We start from the raw sequence: 546 nt of genomic DNA on the forward strand, positions 1-546 counted from the left end.
AGCAGAATACGATCTGAAATACTGAGCGCTTCCTCCTGGTCATGCGTTACAAAAATGGTAGTAATCCCCGTCTCCAGCTGAAGACGCCGGATCTCCTCCCGCATTTCCAGGCGAAGTCTGGCATCTAAGTTAGACAACGGTTCGTCAAGAAGTAAAATCTCCGGTTCCTTTGCCAGGGCTCTGGCAATAGCTACACGCTGCTGCTGCCCCCCTGAAAGCTGGGATGGTTTACGGGTAAAATAATCTTCAATTCGAAGCAGTTTGGCAAACTCCTCCGCCCGCTCCAGTCGTTCTTTTTTTGAAACTTTTTTAATTTCCAACGGGAATGCAATATTCTCCCCCACTGTCATGTGGGGATACAGCGCATAATTCTGAAATACCAGGCCGATATTTCTCTTATCCGGAGACAGAGATGTTACATCCCTGTCTCCGAAAAAAATCGATCCTGAAGTAGGCGGCAGAATTCCCGATATTAAATTAAGCAGGGTACTCTTTCCGCATCCGCTTGGCCCCAAAAGCGTGGTCAGTTTCCCATCGCAAAATTCC

Annotated in this window: 1 protein-coding gene; it reads right to left on the bottom strand. The window is 47.8% G+C overall.

The annotated features are described in order from the left end of the window. Positions 1-546 (bottom strand): ABC transporter ATP-binding protein (locus NE664_13015; protein ID MCQ4727553.1); only part of this gene is annotated, 546 nt, incomplete at both ends.

The organism is Anaerotignum faecicola, assembly GCA_024460105.1.
GTDB lineage: Bacteria > Bacillota > Clostridia > Lachnospirales > Anaerotignaceae > JANFXS01.